Below are 24,044 nucleotides of genomic sequence, written 5' to 3' on the forward strand. Positions count from 1 at the left end.
CACAGCAGTTACGCGCGATCGGCGGTGATGCGTTCGAGCAGGCGATTCCAGCGTCCGAGGTTGTCGCGATGACTGTTGAGTACCTCGTCCATGGCCGGGCGGTCGATCAGGTCATTGATGCCGCGCTTGCCGCTGAGCAGCGGGCCGTCGAGCACGTCTTTCATGCGCTGGCTCTGGTCCTTGCCGAGCTCGACCAGTGTGCTCAGGTGACGCTCGACGAAATCGGCCGGGGCCACTTCGAGAAAATATTCACGGGTGTAAAAGCGTCGATCCGCCTCGGCGGTGACGCGAGCGTGCGCGGTGAAATCCGGGGCGACGCCGTCGAAACGGTTCAGCGCCAATGACTCGTCCAAAGCCTTTTCGCGCTGTTGTTGCAGTTCAGGTCGAGCCTGAGTATCGGTCGGGACAACCTCACCACCTTTGTTCAAATACTCAAGCAATGCCTGCCGGGTATTTTCCCGATCCGGCTCGGGCAATTGCTCCAGTTCAGCAAACAATGCCTGGGCGCGCGGATCGTCGCTGGCCTTGGCCAAGGAGTCGAAATCCTGAGCCCCCAACTGGCTCAGCGACTCGATGTAACTGGCCAACAGATAGTCGCGCTCGTTGTTGTCGGTGTTGCTCCACTGCTCGACCCAGCCGACCACCAGGTCCTGATAATCAGCCAGATCGCGCATCACTCCGAGGTCGTCGTTGACCAGCAGAAACAGCGTGTCGTCCTGATAAGGTCCGCGCACCCGGCCAAGAAATTCGCCGATATGCGCCTCGCGAAAACGCCGTGGGTTTTCCCACAGATAGGGTTCGCGTTCGTGCTCCGGCGCGTCGCTGACCTGCACCGTCGGCATCCGCGTGGCGTCGGCCTCGGCCAGCGGTTTCGCTGTGCAGGCCACTTCCGCCAGCCACTGTTTCGCCTGGGCCACGGTGAGCAGATGCTCGCCGCCGATCAGACAATGCACCGGGCCGAGATCGACCGCCTGCATGAAGTGCTCGCGCTCCTCCGCGCTGTCCAGCACCTGTCGGCACTTCGCCGCGCTCAACTGCACATCGGCGAAGGTCACGTAGAGGGTGCTTTTGCGCGAAAAGATCAACGCCGGACGTTCTTCGATGGCGCTGCGCTGATCCTCGCTGACGCTTTTGCCGCGATGCAGCAATGCGCTGATCACGCCGTCGAGCACGCGGTATTCGTAGAGCTCAGCGCTGAGACTGTCGACGATGTACAGCCAGCCATCGCGCAAACGGCGGATGCCCATGGGGCGCGTGGTCAGGGTGTACGGCAGCGTGAGTTCGCTGCTGGGGTCGAAGGGTTTTTCGACAAGGCCGTACGCGAGGGGTAGCAGTTGCACGTGGGTGTTGCGCAAGGGGCAGGCGGCGGGGCCGATGATCGGGGCTTTGGACGCGGCGGCTGCCGCGAGGTTGGCGGGGTGCATCATTGAGCACATTTCCCTGTGTCTGTTTGTGACAGAGAAATGTGCGTGTATCTGAAAAACGACAGCAGTCAGATCTTTCTGTGTTTTGCGTAGGAATCGAACACTCGGGATGAAACCTACAAGGGATCATCCGGAATCTTACAGAGGTTACTTCGGATGAACCGTGAGTAACCCTGAAGGCGTACCCGCGCTCGCAAACCGACGCTGATAAATAGATCCGTTAACAAGCTCATTGCCTACGGATTTGAGCCGTACCGCTCATCGAAATCGATTCTTCAACGCATCCATTAATTGACGCCAAAATAGTGGCCATCTAATATCGCGCCACTATTTTGATACTAGTGCGCTATTGCAGGGATGCCAGCGACGCTTTGCGCTCATCCGAGCCGCTGTACGGCCGAGCATGGCACCTGATCAGACCGATTATTGCCCGTTGCAGGATCTTCTACATGGACGTTCGCCAGTACGCATTCCTCGCTCGCCAGCCTTCTGCCGCTACGGCCAAACGCGAGCAGTTCCTCGGCATGCCCAAGCGCGGACTGGCCTTCCTGCTGGCCAACGTCATGTTCTGGCAACCGCTGTGGGCGCAGGCCGATGGCATCGTCGTTGCCAACCCGAATACCACGCTGGACCGTGCCGGCAACGGCGTGCCGATCGTCAACATCGCCACGCCCAACGCCAGTGGCCTGTCGCACAACCAGTTCCACGATTACAACGTCGGCGCACAGGGCGTCATCCTCAACAACGGCGCGACTCAAACTTCGAACACGCAACTGGGCGGTCACGTCATCGGCAACCCGAACCTGAAAAACAGGGGTTCGGCGCAGGCGATTCTCAACGAAGTCATCAGCGGCAACCCGAGTCAGTTGCGCGGTTACACCGAAGTGGCCGGGCAGTCTGCGCGAGTGATTGTCGCCAACCCGTATGGCATTACCTGCAATGGCTGCGGTTTCATCAACGCACCACGGGTGACGTTGACTACCGGTAAACCAGTGCTGGAAAACGGTCGGCTGGATCGCTTTCAGGTCGATCAGGGCAGCGTGGCTATCGAAGGCGCGGGCATCAACGCAACCAATATCGACCGCTTCGAAATCATCACCCGCAGCGCCAAGATCAATGCGCAGATCCAGGCACAGAACCTGACCATCGTCGCCGGTCGCAACGACGTCAACGCCGACACCCTCAACGCCACTGCCCGCGCCGATGACGGTAGCGCCAAACCGCAATTGGCCATCGACTCCTCGGCACTCGGCGGCATGTACGCCGGAGCGATCAAACTGGTCGGCACCGAGGCCGGCGTCGGGGTGAAACTCGACGGCAAACTGATCGCCAGCGGCGGCGATATTCAGCTGGATGCGAACGGGCAACTGAGCTTGGCCGACACCTCGGCTACCGGCGCGGTCAACGTCAAAGCGGCCAGCCTTGAGGCACAAGGACCGGTCTACGCCGGCACGTCGCTCAATGTGCAGACCCAAGGCAACCTGACCAACCGCCAGACCTTGGCCGCCCGCGACAGCGTTGTGCTCAGCGCCGGTGGGCAACTGACCAACGCCGGCGCCATCGAAGCCGGCGTTAATGCTGACGGCGGCCGTAACAGCAACGGTGATTTGAGCCTTCGCGCACAGAATTTGAACAACAGTGGCAAGAGCCTCAGCGCCAGCCGCAACCTGACCGTCAACGCCGCGCAAACCCTCAACAACCAGAATGGTCTGCTCATTGGCCAGACCACGAGCATCACTGCCGGCACGCTGGACAACCGCAACGCCGGCAAAGTGCTGGGCAACAACAGCCTGACCCTCACAGCCAATCAGGTGCTGAACAATCAAGGCACGCTCACCAGCAATGGCAGACTCACCGGCAACATCGGTCAGTTGATCAACAGCAACGGTGAACTTGGCAGCCAGAGCGACGTAGTACTCACGGTCACCTCGCTGGACAACGTCGCCGGCCTGATCACCGCTGGCCGTTTGCTCGACATCACCGCCCTCGGCGCCATCAACAATCGCACCGGACGGATCGGCGCGAAACAGGCCGTAGCGATCAAAGCGCAACAACTGGACAACAGCCAGCAAGGCCAGCTGACCAGCGAAGGCACGCTGACCACGCGCATCAGCGACCAGTTGAACAACCAGAACAAGGGCCTGATCCTGGCCAACGGTGTGATGGACGTGCAGGCCACGCGCCTGGATAACCGCGCCGGCAAGATTTCCGGTCTCGACACCCTGACCGTCAGCAGCGCGACCACCGACAACCGTGCGGGTGTGTTGCGCGCCGACAAAGCGATGACGGTGCTGATCGATAATCTCGATAACCGCGAAAAGGGCCGCGCCGAGAGCAAGGCAGCGTTGACCTTCGAAGGCAGTACGCTGAACAACAGCAACGGCGGCTTGCTGACCTCGACCGGACTGTTGAACCTCAAAGCCCGGGATGTCACCAACGATGCCGGACGGATTTCCGGCAAGGGCGATATCGACGCCAGCATCGACAACCTGACTCAGCAAACCGGCGAACTGGTTGCCGAAGGCAATCTGAAACTCACCGGCAAGACTCTCAACAGCCGCCAGGACAGCCTGGTCGGGTCGCTCAAGACCCTGACCGTCAATGTCGACCAGATCGACAACCGCGCCAGTACGCTTTCCAGCCAACTCGACCTGCATATCAATGGCGCACGCCTGGACAACAGCGAGGGCGGCAAGGTGCTGTCCGACACCACGCTGGGCCTGAAAGTCGCGCAGATCATCAATGCCACCAATGGCCTGATTTTCAGCAAAGGCGCGGCGACGCTCAGCGGCATTGGTTTGAGCAACGTTGGCGGGCGGATCGTCAGCCAGAACACACTGAACCTGACCCTCGACAATGCCCTCGATAACCAGCAAGGCCTGATCAGCAGCGAAGGGCAGATGACCCTCAACCTCGGCAGCCTCGACAATCGCCTGGGCAAGCTGTCGAGCCTGGAAGCGATGGCACTGACCAGCGTCGCTGGCGTGCAGAATCAGGGCGGGCTGATCGCCTCGCAAAAGGGTCTGACCTTTACCAGCGGCAGTCTCGATAACAGCGACAACGGCATCCTCAGTGCCAAAGATGATTCGACCCTGAACACCGGTGAGTTCAAAAACCGGCAGGGCGGCAGTCTCGCCACGGACGGCACGCTGCTGCTGACCACCGCGCACCTGGATAACTCCGGCGGCATCATCGGCAGCCAGAAAACCCTGCAGGCTTCCGTCACCTCGCTGCAGCAGGACGGCGGCGAGCTGTTCAGCAACGGCGACCTGACCCTGGACCTCAACAATGGCCTGCTCGATAACCAGCGCGGCAATATTCATACGCCGGGCCAACTGCTGCTGAAAAACCTCAAGGATGTGAACAACAGCGCTGGTGAAATCTCCGCTGCCAAAGCCTGGAACCTCAACGCACAAAGCCTGAACAACGACGGCGGCAAGCTGCTCAGCAATGAAAAACTCACCCTGGTCATCGACCGTGCGCTGAGCAACGTAAAAGGCCTGATCGCCTCCGCTGGCCTCCGAGCGCGCAGTGCCAGCCTCGACAACAGCGGCGGTGAGATTCGCGGGCGCGGCACGGTAGATTTCACCGTCACCGACCTGTTCGACAACCAGGCTGGCGTGGTCATCGCCGACGAGGGCCTGACGCTTACGGCGGCGCGTCTGGATAACCGTCGCGAGGGCCTGGTCGGTTCGACCCAAACGCTGCAACTGGTCGTCGACCGTGTCGATAACCGCAGCGGTGAACTGTCGAGCAAGGCCGGCGTGAGCCTGATCGGCGCCTGGCTCGACAACAGCGACAGCGGCTACATGCTGGCGGGCGGCAATCTGGCGTTGACCGTCAACCAGGTGATCAACCGCAACAACGGCGTGCTGTCCGGCGCTACCGGCCTGACGCTGGTCGGCAAAAGTCTGGAAAACAGCGCTCGCCTGGCCACGCAACAAGACCTCGCCATCACTCTTTCGGGTGAGCTGAACAACGCGCAGGGCAGTCTGTTCAGCGAAGGTGCGCTGGCGATCGATGCGCAAAGCCTCAATAACGATGGCGGTACGCTGTCCAGCGCCAAAGCGCTCAGCGTCGACACACGCGGTGCGGTCAGCAACCGTGGTGGCCAGTTGTTGACCGATGCAGCGTTGACGCTCACCAGCAGCGCGCTGGACAACCAGCAGAAAGGCGTGATCAGCAGCAAAAGCAATCTGCACATCACTACCGGCGAACTCAATAACAGTCAGGCGAGCATTTACGCCGCCGATCAGCTTGAGTTGAGCGCCGGCAAAGTGACCAACACGGCTGGCAGCCTCGGCGCTGGCAATGCGTTGACTGCCGATATTCAGGGCCTCGATCAGCAAGGCGGCAAACTCTTCAGCAGCCACGCCAGCGTCAGCGTCGACCTGCACGGTGGTGCGCTGAACAACCAGGGCGGGGTGATCAATGCACCGGGACAGTTGCTGCTGAAAAATCTCGCTGAGGTGAACAACCGTGGCGGCGAGATTTCCAGCGAGCAGGCCTTTGAACTGATTGCCAAATCGCTGGACAACAGCGGCGGCCAAGTGCTGAGCAATCAGAAACTGAGCCTGACCCTCGACAAGGCCCTGACCTCGATCAAAGGCACGATCGCGGCAGCAGCATTGCAGGTTCGCGCGGCCAGTCTCGACAACAGCGATGGCGGCGTACTGCTCAGTGACAGCGATATCTCGGTGACCGTCGATGGCCTGCTCGACAACCACAACAAGGGCAGCATCCGCGCCGCGCAACAACTGACCCTCAACAGCACCGGCCTGAACAACGAGGAGGGCACGCTGGTGGGTGCCGCTGGCCTTGCCATCGACCTCGGCGCCACCGCGCAGGACCTCAACAACCAGGGCGGGGTGATCAGCAGCAAAGGCGCGCTGAGCATTGCGCATCTGCGCGACCTGAATAACCAGGACGGCGTGATCAACAGCAAAGGCGTGCTGAGCATCGCCACCCTGCGTGACCTGAACAACCAGAAAGGTGAGGTTTCCAGCGTCAACAGCTTCAGCCTCAGCGCCAACAGCCTCGACAATCGCGGCGGCAATCTGATCAGCAATCAGCAACTGACCTCCACCGCGGCCGAGCTGAAAAATCAGGGCGGACTGGTCTCTGGCTGGACCGGCGTGTCCCTGGCCGGCGGCACTATCGATAACAGCCTCGGCGGCGCGATCTCCAGCCAGCTCGGCAATGTCAGCATCGACCTCAGCGGCGCGCTGATCAACCACAGCCAGGGTGGCGTCGGCAGCAAGGGCGAGCTTTTCATCAAGGCCTCCAGCCTGAACAACAGCGCCGGCACGCTGACCAGCGACGGCAAGCAAACCCTGACCGTGCTCGGCGGCGAACTCAACAACGCCTCCGGTGGTTTGATCAAAAGCGCCGACGCCCTCGATATCCGGGCGGCGAGCCTGAACAATGCCTCGGGTAACCTGAATGCGAAAAACGCCCTGACCTTCACCGGCGGTGCGTTGAACAACAGCGGCGGTAGTCTGGTCGGCGATGATCGCGTCACACTCGACCTGCTCGGCGCGCTGACCAACGTCAACGGCGCGCTCGGCAGCACCGGGCCGCTGGTGCTGACGCGTTCGACCAGCATCGACAACCGTGGCGGCCAGATGATCAGCCAGAGCCTGCTGAGCCTGCTCACCAGCGGCGATCTGAATAACAGCCAGCGCGGCACCATCGCGGGCAGCGGCCAACTGAATCTCACCGCCGGCGGCCTGCTGCGCAACGACGGCGATGGCCTGATTTCCAGCGGCGCCGCCGACGCCATCCTCACCGCAGCCGCACTGAACAACGCCGGCGGCGCGGTGCAAAGCATGACCGCGCTGACCGTCAACACGGGCAACGGCGCAATCGACAACCAGGGCGGCAAGATCATCGCGCAGAACGGCGATCTGAACCTCACCGCCGCCAGCCTCGACAGCCGAGGCGGCGTGCTGTCGAGCCTCAAAGGTCTGCTGCAAACCCGTCTGACCGGTGTGCTGCGCAACGGCCAGTCAGGCAAGATCGAAGGCAGCCGCCTCGACCTGCGCGCACTGGGCGGCATCTACAGCGACGGCGGGCGCATTGCCGCCAACAGCGGCGACATCCTGCTCAACGCCGGCGGCAACGCCCTCGACAACAGCGGCGGCGGCATCTATGCCCGCGGCCAGGTGAACGTCATCGCCGGCTCGATGAACAACACGGCCGGCCAGGTCAGCGGCAGCCTCATCGACTTTGGCCTTGGCGGCAATCTCGCCAACAACAGTGGCCTGATCGAAAGCGCCAGCACCCTGGCCATTCGCGCCGCCAACCTCAACAACCAGAGCGGCAAACTGCGCGCCCTCGGCGGCAGCGGCAAAACCGATTTCCAGATCGGCAGCCAGTTCGACAACCGCAACGGCCTGGTGGAAACCGCCAACACCGATTTCACCCTCGCCGCACCGAGCTTGCTCAACGCTGGCGGCACAGTGACCCATGTCGGCCTCGGTGAATTCGGCATCTCCACCGCCAACGTAATGAACGCCGGCGGCTCACTGGTGACCCGTGGCGGCCTGACCCTGAACGCGGACAGCTGGACCAACAGCAGCGTGATTCAGGCGGGGCGGTTGACGGTGAATGTCGGCAATTTTGTGCAGACTGCGAGTGGGCAGTTGTTGGCTTCGAATCAGTTGGTGGGGCGTGGCGGGAACTGGACGAACGAGGGGTTGATTGCCAGTGATGGCGGGCTCGATATTCAGGTGAGCGGGACTTACGGCGGCAATGGGCGGGTGAGCAGTGTCGGCGATCTGGGGCTGCTGGCTTCGCGCATCGATTTGAGCAGCGTGGCGAGCATCACCGGTGCATCGACCGCCACGGTCACCAGCCGTGGCACCCTGTCCAATCTAGGCCGGCTCACCTCGGCCGACAGCCTGACCGTCAATACTGCGTCGCTGGTCAACAACGGGACGTTGGGCAGCGCTGGCAATCTGCGGATCACCAGTGATTCATTGCTCAACGAGAACGGTCTGATCTTCAGCGGCCGTGACATGAACCTGCGCGTCGGGTCGCTTACCAACCGTTACGCCGACATCTATGGCATGGGCAATATCAGTATTGCCCGCGACGACAGCAACGGCTGGAGCTCTTCGATCAATAACATTTCGGCGACCATCGAAAGTGTGGGTGATCTGAGTCTGTCGGCCGATCACATCGAGAATCGCAAGGATGTGTTTGAAGTTGCTGCCGGTGGCGGGCTGGTCTCGGGAACCATTGGTGTTCGATGCACGACGTGCACCTCGTTCAGTGGCATCAATTTCGAAAGTCGCCTGCCGAGTCACTTGGTCTGGGTTGAAAAATACCACTCAACCATTGTCAGGGATTCGGCATCAGGCACCTTGACGGCCGGGCGCGATCTCACGGGCAACGGCCGTGAATTTATTAACAACGCCTCGGTAGTCAGCGCGGGCCGCAATTTGACTTTCAACATACAAAACTTCACTAACCAGGGGGCGACGGTTGGGGATTACACCGTTACGCGCTGGATTGATGCACCCAGGGCGAGCAGGGGGGCGGACTTCTGGCAAGAGGTGTTGAATTACAACGCCGCAAACGATCCTGATTACGACTCGGGCCAGACAGGCGTCGTGAACGGCAAGAACGGGATGGTTCCCAATATCCATACCTGGGACATGAACGGGATTGAATCACTTACCCGGATTGGTGGGCGTCAAGGTGGTCGCGAGGCTATCAGATACCTGCTGTTTGGCTCGATCGCTATCGAATACGATTGGGGAAACCTCCGTTACGCTGCTCCTGGCTATGACGCTGGCGTGCGCGCAGAAGCCCCGGACATCATCAAGAGCGCGACACCTTTCAACACCTTTACTACCGAAAGCAGTCCGACAGCGAATGCAAACGCAGTCGTTCAGGCCGGCGGCACCGTCTACATAAACGCAACCAACAAACTGGACAACGGCGTCGTTCGCAACGGCAACGCATCGGTCGGGGGAGCATCGCGCCTGGGGTCCACCCAACTGGCCGGCCAGGTCACGCCAACCGTCATTCGCATCAACGCGCAGCTACCTCCAGACCTGGCCCAACAGCAGGTCAACCCCCTGGCCTTGCCGGGCTTCACCTTGCCGAGCGGCGACAACGGCCTGTTCCGTCTGAGCAAAAAGGACGGTAGCGAACCGGCAATGGTGGCCGCCGAAGCCTGGAAGATCAGCTCTATCAGCGCCGCACCCTCGACTCATGCGGGCGGGATGCCGGTCCGACATGCGACCGAGTTCAAGATCGACGATAACGCCCTGGTCTCGGTGAAAAACCGTGAACTGGCACTGGCTGATCGTCAGTCGCTGAATCTCAACGACAAGACCGCAATGATCAGCGTCAATGCCGCCGAGAGCGGCGGACTTGTCCGGGTTTCAGCGCCTGATCGGGGCAATGTTTCCTTTGACGTGCCACGTGTACAGGGTCTGCCTGACACCAGCGTGCGCTCCAACCCACACAAATACCTGATCGAAACCAATCCGGTACTCACCGACCTGAAAAAATTCGAGAGTTCGGATTACCTGCTGCAGAAGCTCGGCTACGACCCCGACACTAGCGCCAAGCGCTTGGGCGACGGCCTGTTTGAACAACGCTTGGTGCAGCAGGCCGTGGTCGCCCGTACTGGTCAGCGCTTCATCGACGGCCAGACTTCCGACGAAGCGATGTTCAAGTACCTGATGAACAACGCCATCGCCAGCAAGGACCAGCTCAACCTGTCGATGGGCGTCACCTTGACCGCGCAGCAAGTGGCAGCACTGACCCATGACATCGTCTGGCTTGAAGAGCACGAAGTGAATGGTGAAAAAGTGCTGGTGCCGGTGCTGTATCTGGCCCAGGCCAATAACCGGTTGGCGCCAAATGGGGCACTGATTCAGGGTGGAGACGTGACCCTGATCGCCGGCGGCAACCTCGATAACGCGGGTACGCTGCGCGCCTCGAACAACCTCTGGGCAGAAGCAGGCAATGACCTCACCAACAGCGGCTTGATCGAAGCGGGCGAGCGCCTGACGCTCAAGGCCGGCAACGACATCATCAACAAGTCCGGCGGCATCATTTCCGGCAAGAATGTCAGCCTGACAGCCACCAACGGCAGCGTGATCAACCAGCGCGACGTCAACAGCGTAGATGTCAGCCGGGGTGGCAACGTGTTCCATCGTGACTACTTGGACAACGCCGCGCGAATCGAAGCAGCCAACGATCTGACGATCAAGGCCGGCCTCGATATCAATAACATCGGCGGTGTGCTCAAAAGCGGTCAGGACATGACGCTTGATGCGGATCGCGACGTCAATATCACTTCGGTCCAGAACCGGAGCACGAATGCGCGCGGTAGCAGTTTCCTCAATCAGAGCATCACGCAGCACGGCGCCGAAGTAACGTCCGGGCGGGATCTGTCGATCAGTGCCGATCGCGACGTGGCAATCGTGGCCAGTCGGCTGGATGCGAAACGCGACATCAGCTTGAGCGCGGGCAACGATTTACTCGTAACGTCGGCAGCGAATGAAAGTGAGTTTTCGGCGCGCAGCAAGCGCAAGCAAGTCGAGTCGATCAACGTTTCCCAGCAGTCGAGCGTTATCAGCTCAGGTCGCGATATTGCTGCCAGCGCCGGAAACGACCTGAATCTGATCGCGAGTCGTATCAGCGCCAGCAACGAGGCGTATTTGTTCGCCGGTGATGACGTCAATATCGCCACCGCAGAAGACGTCGACTACGACTACTACTCGAAAACAAAAAAAGGCTCCTTCGGCAAGAAAAAGTCGACGATGAGTGGAAGTGAGACGGTCCTGTCCGTCAGTTCGACCGTCGAGGCGGGCTCCAAACTGGTTGTCTCGGCCGGGCAGGACGTCAATCTGACCGGTGCCAAACTCAGCAGTGACGGCACTTTGCTAGCTAGCGCTGGCCGCGACATCAACTTGCTTGCAGCTCAAGACTCTTACAGCCAGGCCAGTGCGTCGTCGAAGAAAAGCTGGAACAAAAGCAAGTCCAGCAGTAGTGAGCAGACGCAGACGCGTCTGAACAGCACCGAACTCAGCGCCAAGGATATCGAGCTCAAGTCGAACCACGACATTAACCTGCAGGCAGCTGCGCTGCGTGCGGAAAATGAAGTGAAGCTCACAGCGGCCAATGACGTTCTGATTGGCACGGCTGAAGAAACCCTGACTTCCAGTCAGTCGAAAGGCTCCAGCAAGACAGGGATGACGGTTACGGGGTGGCTCTCCAATACGCAGAAAACCCAGCGATCGCAACAATCGTCCACGCAGAGTATCGGCAGCGATATCAGCGCTGGCAGCATTCAAATCAACAGCGGTCGTGATTCTGTCGTCGAGGGCAGTACGTTGGTGGCCGACAAGAATATCGGTATCGATGCCGGGCGTAATCTGGAGATCACCAGCGCCGAAAATTATGCGTCCTCAAGCTCGAAATCCGGCAGCAAAAAAGTCGGCGAAGTCGGCTCGTGGTGGCAGGGCGCGACCGGGATCGTCAAAACGAAAGAGACCAGCGACAACACGTCGACTCGTCAGTCGGGCAGTCAAATCGCCTCCCTCGGTGGCAACATTTCCCTGTCAGCAGGTGATCATTACACCCAAAGTGCGAGCCAGTTGGTGACTCCTCAGGGTGATATCGACATAAAAGCCAAACACGTCGATATCGAAGCGGGATTCGACACGCTCAACTCCAATAAAACCGCCAGCACGAGCCGTACGGCAATCGGCGGGACCGTCAATATTCCCCTGGTTGATGCTCTGCGTGGCATTCAGCAAATGGGTGAGGCGGCGCAGAAAACCAGTGATGACCGCATGGTCGCACTGGCTGCGGTGAACGCGGCCATGAGTGCCAATCAGGCAATGGATGCCGGTCAGGCAATGATGCAGAACCCGGTGGGTGGCATTAAGGTCAGCGTCAATCTGAGTAACAGTCAGAGCAAGATGAACAGTAGCCAGAGTGGCCGCAATGTTGTTGCCAGCGATGTGGTCGCGGGAGGCAAGGTCAACATCGTTGCAACGGGTGCCGGCGCTGACAGTGACATCAATGTTGTCGGCAGCCGGATCGAGGGCGGTGGCGATGTAAGCCTGAAAGCCGATGGCGAAATCAATCTGTTGTCCGCGCAAAACACCGCGCATCAACAAAGCGCCAACAGTAACAGTGGCTGGAGCGCAGGCATCGGTTTTGGCTTCGGCGAAAGCAACGGCATTACCTTCGAGCTCGCCGCTAACGTTGGACGGGGCAGCAGCGATGGCGATGACGTCACCCACACCAATACCTCGATCAAGTCAGGCCAGACGCTCAGCCTGGAGAGCGGTGGCGACACCAACATCAAAGGGGCTGTGGCTACGGGGGAAACGGTCAAGGTGAAAGTCGGCGGTGATCTCAATGTCGAGAGCCAGCAGGACACCAGCACCTATACCTCCAAACAGATGAGCGCGAATGTCGGAGTGAGCATTTGCGTGCCGCCATTCTGCTACGGCACCAGCAGCGTCAGCGGCGGCATCGCTGCGCAGCACATGCAAAGCGAGTACGCCAGTGTTTCCGAGCAGTCGGGCATCAAGGCAGGCGACGGTGGTTTCCAGGTTGAAGTCAAGGGTAATACCGATCTGGTCGGGGCTGTGATCGCCAGTACCGACAAAGCGGTCGCTGACGGTAAAAACACCCTTAGCACTGGCACGCTGACTAGTTCCGACATCAAGAACAAGGCTGATTACGACGCCAGCAGCATCAATTTGAGTGGTGGTTATGGCGGCGACATCGGCCGAGACAAAAATGGTAATGCCAGCGCCACCGCCAACAGGGGGGGGCCAGTTGTCGCCAGCAAGGATGGTGTAAGTGCCACCACACCTGTGGTTCTCTTCGCCAGTGATAGTTCCAGTAGCACCACACGCAGCGGGATCAGTGGTGCTGCGGTGACCATCACCAATGGCGCTAAACAGCAGGAACTCACTGGGCAGACTGCGGAGCAGGCCACTGCGGCTATAAACCAGGACGTTTCGAGTGATCGCGATGGCAGCAATAAACTCAAACCGATTTTCAATGCCGAGGAAATCGATGCGAATTTTGAAATTGTCGGCAAGTTTGTGCAAAACGTTTCTCAGTTCGTTGAAGACCGTGCGCGGGAGATTGATAACAAGAAAAAACAGGCTGATCTTGAGTTGGCGGCTTCCCTGAATCCAAACCTCTCTGAGACAGCTCAGCTCGCTCATCACGAGAACTACATACAACTCCAGCAGCAAATCAAGGAGATCGGTGATAACTGGGGCGCAGGCGGTACTTACCGTCAAATCGCGACAGCTCTGGTCGCTGGCATAAGCGGCAACGTGAGTGGTAGCAGTGCGCAATTTGCGCAGAACATGGTAGTCAATTACGTTCAGCAGCAAGGGTCTTCTTATATCGGTGACCTGGTGAAAAAGGGCCTGAAGGAAGGAAGCCCTACACACGCCGCCTTGCATGCCATTCTTGGCTGCGCCGGTGCGGCGGCCAGTAATCAGTCCTGCTCGGCAGGTGCTTTGGGCGGTTCAGCAGCTAGCGTGCTGGCTGGATTGTTCGCCGATTCCGATCCAAATGAAACGGCGATAGAGCGCGAAGCCAAACGCAATATCATCACCAGCCTGGTGACCGGTATTGCGGCCATGAGTAATCCGAATGGCGCCGCCACAGCGAACAACGCAGCTACGGCGAATATCGACAACAACTGGCTGGCGACGCAGCAATACGTTCAGGCCATGAAAGAAATCGATGCCGAGCCCAATGTCCTGAAAAAATTGGCAATTGCGGCCAAGTGGCAAATTCAGTCTTCGCGGCAGGATTTACTGACCGGGTCTGGTGTACTCAAAGGTTTTACCGATGGTATGGCCGGGGCGGGGCTAGGAACCTTGGATAGCGCCGTCATGTTGATGAGGGATCCTGTACAGAGTTGGGACGCTGTCGTGGAGTTCGCTGGATCTGCTGAGGCTCAGGCGCTGCTGGGGGAGGCTATTGGTGCTGCGTTCAAATCGCAAATTGACCAGATCGGAAAAGCACTTGTCGAAGGCGGTGATGCGAACGCAGAAAACCTCGGCAGGCAAATGGGGCAAGCGGTGGCGCTGGTTGTGCAACTGCTGGCTGGCGGAGGGAGCAGTTCAGCAAATAGCGCGTTGACCCTTTCCCGGATGGGTATTGATGTCTCGGTCAACACTGTCAAAAAGATCGGGGCATCGTTTGATCTGGACACCGTCAAAACCCAGATCAGCAAGCTACCGGGTGCAGTGCGGGATACTGATGTACCGGTGGTGGATCCGGTTAAGCCACCCAAAACGGGTGGGGGGCTGGCGGGTAATGGCGAGGGCTTGTTTTCCAACGTCAATCGCACGCCCTATTCACCAAAAGGCGAAACGATCGGGCAGGCATTTGATTTTTCATGTGTTGCAGCAAGTTGTAAAATGGCCGCAAACTTGGTGGACACACCTGAGGCCTATATCAGACAAGCAATATTGATGGAGGCAGACGGCGCATTTCTTTCAAATGTTCCTAACGGATTGAAGGATCTGGGCTTCACCGGGACGGCTACGTATTCAAGTGATTTAACAGTGAAGACAATTACAAGTGCTACAAAAAGTGGTGCCGCTGTGATCGTAAATGTGCGAACCGAGCTGGGGGGGCTTCATGCAATTGTTGTGGACTCTGTGGAGAATGGAATGGCTGGTATTCGCGATCCCTGGCCATTAGGCGTCGGGTCAACATACTCAGTGCCCGCAAACGCATTGGAAGGGATTCTGAACGGTGGTGTAATCGTTCATCCATAGGTAAATAAGTATCATGCAGAAGAAATGTGATTTGTACTTGTGTGAGGCGGTCGATGCATCGCAGCTTAACGTTATTCGATTGTTTGATAAGGCGTTTGTTTGCGAGAACGGAACGAAACTTTCGGGTTACCTATCCATTAGTGTCAATAGAGTTAAGCTGGTGGCAGTAGTCTCCGATTTCCGTCGGCGCCAGATACCGTGCTTCAGCGTGCCGGTTGAGTACCGGGAGGCCCGGATTTCATTTGAGGCTGCGTTGCAAATAGCGCAAGCACATGCGATGGAACAGGGGCTGGTCGGTGCGGAAAATCCAACGCCATATCCTCCGTTGTTCTGGTCATTTGTATTGGTTTCCAAGGGGGCTACGGAGAAAAAGACTGGTGGAGTCATCATGGTCGATCGCCTGGATGGCCACATATGGGGGCTCGAGGAATACGAGGAGTATATGTATGACTACAATAATTTATTCTAAAAAATGTCAGAGCAGAAGAGGGGGGTAGGTTGATTAAATAAACTACTCTTTCCTTTTTGGCTTTAAAATTTGATCGAGCCTTACGGTGATCTCTCAAACGTTCGCGGAGAGATCATGCATTCATTGATCCTGTTCCACAGGATTTCAACAGTAAAAGTTACTTCGGATAAAGCGGCGGTAACCCGCAAGCATAATGGGACAGACCACGTTTAGAAAGTGCTCCGAAAACGTAGTCTGTCCCCGTTTTACCCTGTGGTCGATACTGACGTTCTTCATCCTGTCAGCGCCGGCGGATATACCATTGAGCCTTCCTCGCCAAGCAGCACAGGGGGAAGCACAATTGAAAACGGGGAAGGGTGGAGCACTACGTCCCCAGCCGTAAATCCAGGCCCATCGCCAGGCAATATGTACAGCACGCCTGGAACGATAACGACGGAGTCAGGTGCCATACCTGACGCAAACGAGGTTCGGGCCGGGGAGGATCTGTCTCGTCTGGGTTATGATGTTACGTTCCTCGCAACCGCGTCATCCCAAGGAATTCAGGGGCAACGTACTGCTGATTTGATGATCGAAGGACTAGGCCCGATTGACGTGTATACCCCACAAAATCTTAATCCTTCAAACATCCTGAAAAATATCGAAAAGAAAGCGAGTCAGGCCAGTGGTGTGATTGTTCAGGCAGATATTTCCGTAGCGGATATGTCTTCGATAGCGGGTCGTATGTGGGGTAAGTCGAACGCTCAGAACATCAAGACGATATTTTTCCAGAAAGCCGATGGCTCTGTTGTTCGCTTTAACCGACCTCAAGGAGGTAGATAGTCATGTCGAAATTCGCTTGTATCTGCGGTCATGTGATTAACCTGTCCCATGGTACTTCTGAATCCGAGTATTCTCTGGTTCCAGAGACTACGATAGATGCTACAGGTGGCATCCTTTCAACTCGTGGACTCTCCGAGGAAGGATTTTATGACGCGATAAATGATGGGGCTTCTACTGTATATCGCTGCTCGAAATGTGGTCGATTACATTTAGATGAGGGCGGTGGAGTTTTCTCTTCATACGTTAAAGAGGAAAGTGTTCAGCGGTAGGCGTTGATGGAACAGCTGACGGCTCATCGCGGGGAATTGGATAGCTATCGATTATTTGGGGGGCTGGAGACTGATGAGGTTTCAGTTGTGACGTTTAATCGATAGCAGAATCAAAAGATCGCAGCCTTCGGCAGCTCCTACAGGGATTAAATGTACGAGCTGCCGAAGGCTGCGATCTTGTGCTTTTCACTTCGGATAAAGCGGCGGCAATCCACTCTCACTCACCGGATCCTGCACGCGCTCGGCGGCGGGAATAGTTCGAATCGCCCGCCACAAATCCTCACCCTGCCAATGCTGCCCGGTCTCGCTGTACAGCGCGCCGTTCAGCCCGTCCAGCGCGTCCGACAACGGTACAAACCGCGCGGCCATGTCTGCCAGTGTCTCCGGCTGCTGCCGCGCCCAGGCGTCCAGTGCCTGGCGGGTGGCGTGGGGGTCGTTGGCCTGGCTGGCGCGTTTGATGTCGTCGAGCAGGGTGCGTGGGCTCGGGCCGGTCTGGGCGGCGCGGTGGATTGCCGGTTGCCAGCGGGCGCGCCACCAGAGGCCGAAGCCGAGCAGGGTGGTGCAGGCGAGGATCAGGGTGCTGAGTTTCCACCACCACAGGGTGTCGTTGTCGGGCGTACTCGGTTGCAGGGTGCCGGCCGGGGTGTCGATTTGCAGGCTGGGGTTGTTCGCCACTTGCAGGGTGCGCGCGGGCAGGCTGCTGTGTTCGAGGTGGTCTTCGAAGGTGTTCCACCAGACCACGTCGACGGTTGGCAGGTCGATCGCGCCGCTGCGGCTTGGCACCAGGGCTTCGCGTTCTTCGCGGCTGCCGATGATGCCGCGGTCGCTGCTCTGGTTGCTCAGCACCGGTTGGTCGGGGTAGCGGCGCAGGCCGTTGACGTCGGTGGCGGGCAGGGCTGGCAGTTGCGAGCTGGCGAGGCCTTCGACTTTCAGGGTCAGGCTGCGGGTCAGGGAATCGCCGACCTGGGTGTGGTCCGGTTCCGGGCTCCAGCTTTCGCTGAGGCTGAGGTTGCGCGCCGGCAACCATGGCGCATCGACCGGGTAGGTCAGCGGTTTCGGTTTGACCGTCAGCGGAATCGACGCCGAGCTCACGCGCATCAGTTTGCCGGGTTTCGGCCCCGAGGCGTCTGCCGATGGCGCGGTATCGACCAGCGTGGCGCTGAACGTCTGCGGGGCGATCGTCAGCAGGCCGCTGTGTTGCGGATAGATCGCGTAGCGCATTTCGATCACGCCGTGGCGCAGGCCATTGATGTCTTTTTCGTAGGTGCGCGTGTCACCAAGTTGTTCGATGCGCGCATCGGCGATTTGCAGCGGGCTCAGGCTGCTGTCGTCGTATAGCGAAACCGAGTGATAAATGCGCAGGGTCAGTATGGCCTGGGCCTGCACGTAAACGCTGGTCTGATCGAGGCTGGCTTCGATAAACACCGGATCAAGGCTGTTGTTGTCTTCGCGGTTGTCGCTGGCGATCACCTGCACGGTGATCGGCTGGCTCTGCGCTTCGCCCAGTTGCAGCGGCGGAATCACTACGCTGCCGTTTTCTTTCGGCAGCAGGGTGATGATCCAGCGTGTGGTCGCGCGGTTGTCGCCGTTGAGGGTGTTGAGCTGGTTGACCTGGCGCGTGCCGCGCACTTCGAACAGCGCTTCCAGCGCCGACAGATCGGGCTTGCCGAACTGGGTGACGTCGTCAGTTTCGAGGGTGAGCTCGACCGTCTCGCCGGAGTTCAGGCGACTGCGATCCACGCTGGCGGTCAGCTCGGCCGCCTGAGCGGTGGCCGTGCAGATCAGCAGGGGCAGCAAGAGAGCGGTGAAGCGGGTCATCGATTGTTTTCCTGATCCTGATGTTGTTGCTGTTCGTACCAGAATTTGCGCCTGAGCAGTTCGCCCGGGTCGTCCGGGATCTTGCCCAGCCATTGCTCGAGTGCCTGACGCTGCTCGCCTTCGAGGTTGTTCTCACTCGGGCGCAGGGTCGGCACCGTATCGGTTTCCTCTTCCTCGTTGCTGCCGGGGATTTCATTGGGGCCGGGCAGCGGCGGGGCGGTCGGCGGCGGTTCGCTGGCCGACTCGGCCGGTTGCGCGTCGCTCTGGGTTTCGCTGCTCACCGCCGGAGGGGGCGCGGCGGTGGGCGAAGGCTCATCGCCGGGCAGACTTTGTTCGTTGGGCTGGTTGTCCGGTTTGGGCGGCGGCGGGGCGTTTTTCTGCTTCAGCAGGTTTTCCACCAGCGCCTTGTTGGTCTGCGCCGGACGCAGATCCGGTTGCAGCTCGAGCGACTGTTCGTAGGCATCAATCGCCGCTTCCAGCTCGCCACTTTTCGCCAGAGCGTTGCCACGATTGTAGTGGGCGCGGGCATCGCTGCCCTCGGCAAAACGCTGAGCGGCGCCACTGTAGTCGCCGGCCTCGTACAACGCCACCCCTTGCCACTGATGATCTTCAAAATGCTGCGCGGCTTCGGCCGGGCGTTTCTGCTTGAGCAAGTGCAAACCTTGCTGGTCGGGGCGCAGCCACAAGTCTTCGAAGTCGAAAGCGTAGCTCGGTTGCGGCAGGCACCACAGCAGCGGCAGGCAGAACAGCCAACCACGGCGCCCGGCACACGCCGCCAGCAACAACAGCGGCAACAGCAGCCAGTAACCCTGATCGGCCCACGTATCGAGGCGCACGGTCTGGCCGTCGTCGCGCAGGCTGCGCGGACCGTTGAGCAAACCGAGGGCGCCAAGATCAGCCTCGTCGAGACGCGCCGGGTGATACTCGCCGCCCACGCTGTTGAGGAATGTCGCCAGACCAGGACTGTCGAGTTGCGGCACGCGGATCGCGCCTTGCTCGTCCTTGAGGAAACTGCCGTCCTCCTGGGCAATCGGCGCACCTTCAGCGGTGCCGATGCCGAGCATCAGCAGTTGCGTCGACTCGCCATTCAGAGCACGGCGAATACCGCGCCGCTCCTCTTCGTTGAGCGATGAACCGATCAGCAAAATCCGCCCCTGTCCCAGCGCACCTTGCTTGAGCAAGGCCAGCGCCTTGTCCACGGCCAGATCGGCGCGGTGGCCGGCTTCCGGCATCAGCGACGGCTTCAGCGCGTCGAGCAGATTGCGACTGGTGGCCAGATCATCCGACAGCGGCACCAGCGTGTGCGCGCTGCCGGCATAAACGACGATGGCGGTCTGCGCATCGCTGCGCGCCTGCAACAGGTCGAACAGCTTGCGCCGCGCCTGCTCCAGACGTGTTGGCGGTGAGTCGGTGGCGAGCATCTCCGGGGTCAGTTCGAGCACGACTACCAGCGGGTCGGCGGGTTTCTGGCTGGTCTGTTCGACGCGCTCCCAGCTCGGCCCGAGCAAGGCCAGAATGGTCAGCAACCACGCCACGCCAAGGGCGATCCACGGCAGTTTGCTCTGGCGACCGCTGCCGCCACTGAGCAGAGCTGCGTGGAATGCTGGCGGCAGTATCATCTGCCAGCGGCCGGCGCGTTTCTGTCGGTGCCAGAGTTGCCAGAGCAGCCAGCCGAGCAGCGGCAACAGCAGCAGCCACCAAGGGCGGAACCAGTGCGGCCAGAGCGCGATCATCGGCGCCTCCGTAGGCGCAAACGCTGCAAGCGCTGACGCCAGTCCGGCAACGGACTTTGCAGATACAGTTGCTTGGTAAACAGGCGTTGCAGCGGGTTATCCGGCCACAGTTCGCGAACGACCAGCAACAGGCTCAACCACAGCGCCAACGCCAGCGGCCAGTGATACAAGGCTTGCGCCGGGCGTGCCTGAGTCGGTTGTTGAGTCACCGGCTCGAGCTGATCGAGGGTGTCCTTGATCGCTTGCAGCTCCAGGCCGTCATGGGCGCGGAAGTACTGGCCGCCGGTGATTTCGGCGATGGCCTTGAGTGCCGGTTCATCCAGGTCGAGGCTCGGATTGACCCCGAGCAGGCCGGTCGAGCCGCTGTCCTCGGGATTGGCGCCGATGCCGATCGGATAGATTCTGACGCCTTCGCTGGCGGCCAGTTTTGCGGCGGTCAGCGGATTGATTTCTCCGCCGTTGTTGGCGCCGTCGGTGACCAGAATCAGCACGCGACTTTGCGCCGGGCGCAGACGCAGGCGTTTCAGGGCCAGACCGATGGCATCGCCGATCGCGGTGTTCTTGCCGGCGATGCCGATCCGCGCCTCGTCGAGCCACACGCGCACGGTGCGCCGGTCAAAGGTCAGCGGCGCTTGCAGGTAGGCCTGGCTGCCGAACAGGATCAGGCCGACGCGGTCGCCGTCGCGGCTTTCGAGGAAATCACCGAGCAAGTGCTGCACCAGCGACAGGCGACTGACTTCTTCGTCTTGCCACTGCATGTCGGGGAAATCCATCGAGCCGGAAACATCCACCGCTACCAGCAGATCACGGCCACTGGCGGCAATCGGCAGCGGTTCGCCGAGCCATTGCGGGCGCGCGGCGGCGGTCAGCAGGATCAGCCACAGCAAGATAAACGGCGCCTGCTGCCGCCACGCCGGCAAGTTGGCGCGGGCGCGGCGGCGGGCGAGGCCTTCGAGGTCGGCGAGGAAACTGACTTTGAGCGCCGGCTCGCCGCTGTCGGCCACCGGCAGGACCAGACGCATCAACCACGGCAGCGGCAACAGCACGAAGATCCACGGCCAGGCGAACTCAAACATGTTTGCGAATCCACGTGTCGACCGCTTGGGTCAGGCCGGCGATGGCTTTGTCATCGAGTTTGCATTCCGGTTTGTACGCGCCTTCGACCAGCACCATCCAGCGCGTCAGGCCGGCAGCCGGGCAGCGGTTATCGAGGAAGGCCAGCCATTTGCGCCCGTTGAGGGTGTGGCTCTGGCTGTACGGATAGTGGTTGCGGCACAGGCGTTTGAGCAGGCCGTTGAGCTGTTGCAGCCAGGCACCGGCCGGAGCGCCGTCGTAAGGCTTGGGCATTTGCGCCAGTTCGGCGAGCGCGGCGATGCGTACCGGGTCCAGCGGTTGCTCGGCGCGCACCACCGGGCGTTTTTTCATCGGAATGAAACGGCGCAGTTTCCACACGGCAAAACCCAGCAGCGGCAACAGCAGAAGCAGCAGCCACCAGCCCGGCGCCGGTGGCCAGAAGGCGATCGGCGGCGGCGAGATCAGCGGTTGCAGTTGGTCGAGGCCGTTCATCGACCTTTCCCCGGACGCTGCGGGTTGAGGAACTCGCGCATCTGCTCGACCATTTCGCTCTGCGTGCTCAACGGCATCAGCAACACCCGCAGCTTTTGTGCGAGCAATTCCCAGCGAGCGATGCGCGCTTCGGCCTGGGCGCGGTAGGTCTGGCGCAGGTCGAAATTCAGCGTGTCGATTTCCAACTGCGCGCCACGCTCGGCGAAGCGCAGCAGGCCGGCGGCGGGCAGGGCGTGATCGAGCGGGTCGGACAGCGGCAACATCAGCAGATCGCAATGCCGCGCCAGCAAACTCAACTGCTGCTCGGCGCTGTCGGACAACGCGCGTTCGTCGCAAATGACAATGGCCAGACTGCCCGGGCGCAGCACTTCCCGCGCGCGGCGCAAGGCCACGCCGAAGGCATCGCGATCCGGCTCGCGCTCGCTGTGCAGCGATTGATTGACCTTGACCAAGCGGTTGAGCAATTGCAGCAGGCTCTGCTTGCTGCGGCGAGGCTTGATTTCGTAGTGCTCGTTATCGCCAAACACCAGTCCGCCAACCCGGTCGTTGTGCCCCAGCGCGGCCCAGCCGATCAACGCCGCGACCTGCGCCGCCAGCACCGACTTGAACATCAGCCCCGAGCCGAAGAACAGCCGCGTGCTTTGCTCGACCATGATGAAAATCGGTCGCTCGCGTTCTTCATGGAACAGCTTGGTGTGCGGCTCCTGCGTGCGCGCAGTGACGCGCCAGTCTATGGTGCGCACGTCGTCACCGGCCTGATAGACCCGCACCTGATCGAAGTCGACGCCACGACCACGGAATTTCGAGTGATGCAGGCCGATCAGCGGGCTGCGCTGACTCGGCGTGGAAAACAACTGTACCTCGCGCACGCGGTGACGCATTTCGATCAGCTCGGCGAGGCTGATGCGGATACCGGGTTCGGAGGGCAGGGCGGCGTTCATGGGGGTCAAGCGACGGCGACGACGTCGAGAATCCGCTGCACCACGCGATCCTGATCGATGCCAGCGGCTTCGGCTTCGAACGACAGAATGATGCGATGGCGCAACACGTCGAACAGCACCGCTTGAATGTCTTCCGGGCTGACGAAGTCGCGACCGGCCAGCCAGGCGTGGGCGCGGGCGCAGCGATCGAGGGCGATCGAGCCGCGCGGACTGGCGCCGTAGGCGATCCATTCGGCCATTTCCGGATCGAACTTGGCCGGGTTGCGCGTGGCCATGACCAGTTGCACCAGGTATTCCTCCACGGCGTCGGCCATGTACAAACCAAGGATTTCCTTGCGCGCGGCGAAGATCGCCTGCTGGCTGACCCGACGCTCGGGCTTGGTCTCGCCGTTCAGCGCCTCGCCACGGGCCTGCTGGAGGATGCGCCGTTCGACAGCGGCGTCGGGGAAACCGATCTTGACGTGCATGAGGAAACGGTCGAGCTGGGCTTCCGGCAGCGGATAGGTGCCTTCCTGTTCGATCGGGTTCTGCGTGGCCATCACCAGAAACAGCGGCGACAGCTCATAGGTGCTGCGCCCGACACTGACCTGGCGCTCGGCCATTGCTTCGAGCAAGGCCGATTGCACCTTGGCCGGCGCACGGTTGATTTCATCCGCCAGCACCAGGTTGTGGAAGATCGGCCCTTGCTGGAAGACGAAACTGCCGGTTTCCGGACGGTAGATTTCGGTGCCGGTGATGTCGGCCGGCAGCAGGTCGGGGGTGAACTGAATTCGATGGAACTGGGCTTCGATGCCCTCGGCGAGTTCTTTGATCGCTTTGGTCTTGGCCAGACCGGGTGCGCCCTCGACCAGCATATGGCCGTCGGCGAGCAGGGCGATGAGCAAACGCTCGATGAGTTTTTCCTGGCCGAGAATCTGCGTTGAAAGAAAGGTTCGCAGCGCCAGCAGCGCTTCACGATGTTCCATCGGTGACTGTTCCTGGAAAGGGGGTGGCCGGGGTGTTCGGATAACGCCGGGGCTGGGGGCGTTACTTTAATCCATCGTGGGGGCGGCGACTAACGGCATTTTGTGCAAAAGAGCAAAAGATCGCGGCTTTTGGCAGCTTCCCGGCTTGAATGCGATCCCCTGTAGATACCGTCTTGAGCCTCACCGGGCAAGCGCAAGTTTCGGGTCATATGGCAGTCCTGACTTGAGCACTCCGTAAACGAAG

General features: G+C 60.1%; 10 protein-coding genes. 3 read left to right on the forward strand and 7 right to left on the reverse strand.

Translation table 11 applies throughout. From position 1 onward, the window contains the following. Positions 1-8: 8 nt before the first annotated feature. The gene (locus PspCFBP13508_RS27665) at positions 9-1,427 is read right to left on the reverse strand and encodes a toxin VasX (RefSeq protein WP_241669522.1); all 1,419 of its coding nucleotides are present in this window, start codon (positions 1,425-1,427) and stop codon (positions 9-11) included. A gap of 446 nt (positions 1,428-1,873) precedes the next feature. On the opposite strand from PspCFBP13508_RS27665, the gene PspCFBP13508_RS15190 reads away from it, so the two are divergent. From PspCFBP13508_RS15190 to PspCFBP13508_RS15200, 3 genes are all read left to right on the forward strand, one after another. Beyond that, positions 1,874-15,220, forward strand: a complete 13,347-nt coding sequence (locus PspCFBP13508_RS15190; protein WP_137214983.1) for a hemagglutinin repeat-containing protein — start codon at positions 1,874-1,876, stop codon at positions 15,218-15,220. A 13-nt stretch (positions 15,221-15,233) separates the two neighbouring features. Continuing rightward, a complete protein-coding gene (locus PspCFBP13508_RS15195; RefSeq protein WP_137214984.1) occupies positions 15,234-15,689 on the forward strand; it encodes a hypothetical protein in 456 nt (151 codons plus the stop codon). Between the two features lie 405 nt (positions 15,690-16,094). Next, on the forward strand, positions 16,095-16,508 hold the full coding sequence (locus PspCFBP13508_RS15200; protein WP_153227182.1) for a hypothetical protein: 414 nt from the start codon (positions 16,095-16,097) through the stop codon (positions 16,506-16,508). A gap of 455 nt (positions 16,509-16,963) precedes the next feature. Here PspCFBP13508_RS15200 and PspCFBP13508_RS15210 read toward each other — a convergent pair whose 3' ends face one another. The 6 genes from PspCFBP13508_RS15210 to PspCFBP13508_RS15235 are packed head-to-tail and all read right to left on the reverse strand — an operon-like array spanning position 16,964 to position 23,800. Further along, positions 16,964-18,595, reverse strand: a complete 1,632-nt coding sequence (locus PspCFBP13508_RS15210) for a BatD family protein (protein ID WP_122698113.1) — start codon at positions 18,593-18,595, stop codon at positions 16,964-16,966. Next, entirely contained in the window at positions 18,592-20,328 is a 1,737-nt protein-coding gene (locus PspCFBP13508_RS15215; RefSeq protein ID WP_137214985.1) for a tetratricopeptide repeat protein, read from the reverse strand. The genes PspCFBP13508_RS15210 and PspCFBP13508_RS15215 overlap by 4 nt, the downstream gene beginning before the upstream one ends. After that, complete coding sequence (locus PspCFBP13508_RS15220) at positions 20,325-21,404, reverse strand: VWA domain-containing protein (RefSeq protein ID WP_110645660.1); 1,080 nt, start codon at positions 21,402-21,404, stop codon at positions 20,325-20,327. The genes PspCFBP13508_RS15215 and PspCFBP13508_RS15220 overlap by 4 nt, the downstream gene beginning before the upstream one ends. Further along, positions 21,397-21,894: a DUF4381 domain-containing protein gene (locus tag PspCFBP13508_RS15225; protein WP_110645661.1), complete on the reverse strand. Its 498-nt coding sequence runs from the start codon at positions 21,892-21,894 to the stop codon at positions 21,397-21,399. The genes PspCFBP13508_RS15220 and PspCFBP13508_RS15225 overlap by 8 nt, the downstream gene beginning before the upstream one ends. Further along, entirely contained in the window at positions 21,891-22,835 is a 945-nt protein-coding gene (locus tag PspCFBP13508_RS15230) for a DUF58 domain-containing protein (RefSeq protein ID WP_016774988.1), read from the reverse strand. The genes PspCFBP13508_RS15225 and PspCFBP13508_RS15230 overlap by 4 nt, the downstream gene beginning before the upstream one ends. A 5-nt stretch (positions 22,836-22,840) precedes the next feature. Further along, positions 22,841-23,800, reverse strand: coding sequence for a MoxR family ATPase (locus PspCFBP13508_RS15235; RefSeq protein ID WP_007913915.1), 960 nt, complete (start codon positions 23,798-23,800; stop codon positions 22,841-22,843). Between the last annotated feature and the right edge of the window lie 244 nt (positions 23,801-24,044).

It is taken from the genome of Pseudomonas sp. CFBP13508 (assembly GCF_005233515.1).
GTDB lineage: Bacteria > Pseudomonadota > Gammaproteobacteria > Pseudomonadales > Pseudomonadaceae > Aquipseudomonas > Aquipseudomonas mercuritolerans.